Genomic DNA, 3,732 nt, shown 5'->3' on the forward strand with positions numbered 1-3,732 from the left:
CAGATGGTCGGATTTGCACCGACGCTCGAAGGCGCTGCCGAAGCGATGCCGGGGACGATCCGGATTGCTGCGGCCAAAGGGCCGTGCCGTCTGCAGCGGTTCGAATATAATGTGACGCAGGGGCATGTGCTGGAAATCAGCCATCTGGCGATACGCATTTTCACCAATGATGCGCAGGTCATGGAGGGCATGGTGCCTTACGAGGTTGTCACGCCCTATAGTTACGCGCAGGTGCAGGAACTGGCGTTCGAGCAAAGCTATGATGTTTTGTACCTATATCACCCCAGCTATCAGACGCGCGAGTTTGTGCGCACGGCAGGCGACGAATTTGAAATCAATCTGCTTGAACTGGAAAATGGGCCTTTCGAACCGCGCAATACGGACAAGAGCATAACGGTATCGGCCAGTGCCGTGACCGGCGCTGTTACTCTGACTGCAAGCAGCGGGATCTTTGCGGCGACCGATGAGGGCAGCCTATTCCAGATGGAAGCCGACGATTTTGGCGATATCACGGCATGGGAGCCCTATATCACCGTTACCAATGGTCAACTGCTGACCTGGAACGAAAAAGTCTATCGCGTTGTTGGCGGCAGCGGGCGGACGGGTGCGCTGGCGCCGGTACATTTTGAAGGCGTCGAATGGGATGGTATCGGCGTCGGCGCCGATATCAACGACCAGCCTGCAGGCGGCTGCCAACTGGAATATGTGCATGACCGTTTCGGGATCCTGCGGATAACAAATTATGTCAGTGCCACCGAGGTCGAGGCGACGGTATTGCGTACATTGCCGTTCACAGCGTCAACCAGCTATGAATATACCGGTGGCTATTATGATGGCTGGGGCGATTGGGTGCCGCCTGTTGAAGGCGTAACTTATGGCTATGGAACATGGCGCTGGCGTTTCGGCAGTTTTTCGGACACGCGCGGTTGGCCGCAATGCGGCGTGATCTGGAATGAACGTCATGTGCTGTTCAAGGGTAGCACCGGCTATGCCAGCGTAGCGGGTGATCTGAAAAATCACGCCACCTATAATGAGTTGGGCGACATAACCAGCGACATGGCGTTTATCTTCACGATCAAGGACCCGAATGCCGTCCTGCGTGCTGTTGCCGATGACAAGCTGTTGATGTTCACAGCCAGCGGTGTCTGGGCGTTGAACCCGTCGAATGCAGCACAGGGAATCGGGCCCGGCAATTATCGCGTCGACCGGCAAAGTAATGGCGGGGGAGCAGCAGCTATGCCTGCCGAAATCGAGAGCCGCGTTGTCTATATAGATCGCAGCAAGCGCCGGATTTTTGAGGCCGATTATGAAGCGCAGCGCAATGTGGAGAGCGTCATCGACCTTACCCGCTATGCGCGCCACATCGGCGGTTCGCGCTTTATCCAGCTGGCCACACAGCAACAGCCAATGAACATGATCTTTGCAGTGCGCGGCAATGGCACGTTGAGCGGTGCGGCCTATTTGCCCGAGGAACAGGTTTTGGGATGGTGCCAACGGCCTATGGGCAGTGGCATAGCGGCGCGCAGCATCTGCAGCATTACCGACCCCAATGGCGAATTCGAACAATTGTGGATTGCCGCCGAATATGGTGGCAGCTGGCACATATTGTTGATGGATGAATGGCGGCGCGACGATGAAAGTCGCCCTAATGCCGTCATGGTTGACCTGGCCAAAAAATGGAATGGCGCGCCAGCGACTGACTTCACGATTGGGCACCTGCCCAATGCCGCGATTCATGTGGTGGCAGATGGGCGTTTATATACCACATTGCAGACGGACGGTGCCGGTAATTTCAGCTTGCCGATCGAGGCGTCCATTGTTGTCGCAGGCCTGCCCTATTCGGCGCATATCAAGCAATTGCGTACAGAAAAGGGTGGAGACAATGGGCCGGCAATAGGCAAGTCTGCGCGAATTAGCCGCGGAACGGCGCTGGTGCTGAACAGTCGGGGATTGCAGATATCCGCCAACGGCAACCGCCCGCCGCGCGCGTTGGAACTGCTGGTCGGCAACAGCTATACCGATACAGCCTTTGACCCATTTAGCGGCTTTATGATCGCTGAGGATTTGGGCGATTATGATCGCGGCGCATGGTTGAAAATCGAGCGTGTCGCGCCTGCGGAATGCACCATATTGGGGCTTGGCCAGATTTGCGATGCGGCAGAAAAATGATCCGCGTCGAGCCTTTTCAGCCATCGCATTTGCTGGACATTGAAGTGCAGGCCGCGCAGCGTGGTGACAATTATCGCCTATCGCTGTTTGAATTGGGCAAGGTACAATCGGCGCGTGGCATGTCGTTTACCGCGCGTGATTCCGATAGCGGACGCATTTTGATTTGCGGCGGAATGGCAGAGGTCCATGCCAATTACGCCTGCCTGTGGGCTGTCCTGGCCGAGGGCAAGCGCGGCAATATGCAGTTGATCACGCGCCGGGTGCGGTCGTTTGTGCAGGGCCTGCCCCATGCGCGTGTCGACGCGACGATCCATGCCGATTTTGGTGCGGGCATAAGATGGGCACGACTGATCGGATTGCGCCATGAAACGACGCTGGCAGAGGCGATGCCCGATGGGGGCAATGCCCTGATATTCAGGAGGATGAACTAATGGCAGCGGCAGCATTACCGATAGTCGCGCTGGGCATGCAGGTGGCAGGCACCGTTGCAGGCGGGATCGCCGAGAACAAGCAACAGCGGGCTGCAGCGCGTGTTGATGATGAAAATGCGCGCCTGACAGTCTTGCAGGGCGAACAGGAAGCGCTGGACACGCGCCGCGAGGAACGCAGTATGGCGGGTGACATGATAGCCGCCATGGCAGGCAGTGGCACGATGTTGGACGGCAGTAATGCCGATTTGATCACGCAATCGGCCTATCAGCGCGAACTGGAAATCTACAACATCCGCCGCCAACGTACCAGCCAGGCGCGCAACCTGCAGCAATCTGCAAAGGACAAAAGACGGGCGGGGCGCAATGCCCTGATCGGTGCAGGCTTTAGCGCGGTTTCCACCGCATTGGGCGGCATTGCCGATATTCGTGCAGGCCGGTTGATGGCAGCGCAGGGCGCGCGTGAGCGCGGGGCAACGCTGACAGGATCAATCAAATTGCCAAGCCGTAGCAGTGCTGCAACCGGTGCGCCCGCGCCGTATCAGCTGGGCTATAATGGCGTCATGTCAAGGACACCCCGATAATGCCGCCGCCCGGTTTCCGTTCGCGCGTTTCCACCAATGTTGTGCCGGTTCAGGCCCGACAGGGTGAAAGCGCAGGTGCGGCGATTGCCGAGGGGTTGGTACAGCTGGGCCAGACCAGCAGTGCGATTGCCAAGCAGGATGCGCAGGTGCAGGAGCGGATTGCCGATGCCGAGCGCCGCCGCCAGATATCCGCACATAGCGCCGATCGCATAGGTGCATGGGCGCAATTGCAGGCCGATATCGGTAATACAATCATGGACATTCGCACGCGCAGCAAGCCGGGTGCGGTCGGCCATAAGGAAGAAGTTATCAAGGTCATGCGTGACAGCATGGACGGATTTCTAGACACGCTGGCCGAAGAACCCGAAGTGCGCGAACGCTTTGAGCCGATGCTGATCGAATTTGAGGCCCGCACGCTGTTGAATGAAGGCGAATGGGAGTTGCAGAAGCGCGCCAAGCACCAAGGTGACAGCTGGGCCAGCTATGTCGAGACGACCAGTAACCAATTGCTGTTGGACCCGACGCCGGGCCGGTTCCAGCAGACATTAGCC

At 58.0% G+C, this 3,732-nt stretch carries 4 protein-coding genes; all 4 read left to right on the forward strand.

Annotated features, from left to right (window positions below):
* Window positions 1-2,169: hypothetical protein (locus Q0239_RS12610; RefSeq protein ID WP_298603401.1), on the forward strand; the 2,169-nt coding region annotated here is incomplete at its 5' end.
* Entirely contained in the window at window positions 2,166-2,600 is a 435-nt protein-coding gene (locus Q0239_RS12615; RefSeq protein WP_298603403.1) for a hypothetical protein, read from the forward strand. The genes Q0239_RS12610 and Q0239_RS12615, both read left to right, overlap by 4 nt.
* Window positions 2,600-3,181, forward strand: a complete 582-nt coding sequence (locus Q0239_RS12620) for a hypothetical protein (protein WP_298603405.1) — start codon at window positions 2,600-2,602, stop codon at window positions 3,179-3,181. Before Q0239_RS12615 ends, Q0239_RS12620 begins: the two co-directional genes overlap by 1 nt.
* Window positions 3,181-3,732 (forward strand): hypothetical protein (locus Q0239_RS12625; RefSeq protein ID WP_298603407.1); only part of this gene is annotated, 552 nt, incomplete at its 3' end. The genes Q0239_RS12620 and Q0239_RS12625, both read left to right, overlap by 1 nt.

Origin of the sequence: uncultured Sphingorhabdus sp., from assembly GCF_937872355.1 — a bacterium.
In the GTDB taxonomy this organism is placed as follows: domain Bacteria; phylum Pseudomonadota; class Alphaproteobacteria; order Sphingomonadales; family Sphingomonadaceae; genus Sphingorhabdus_B.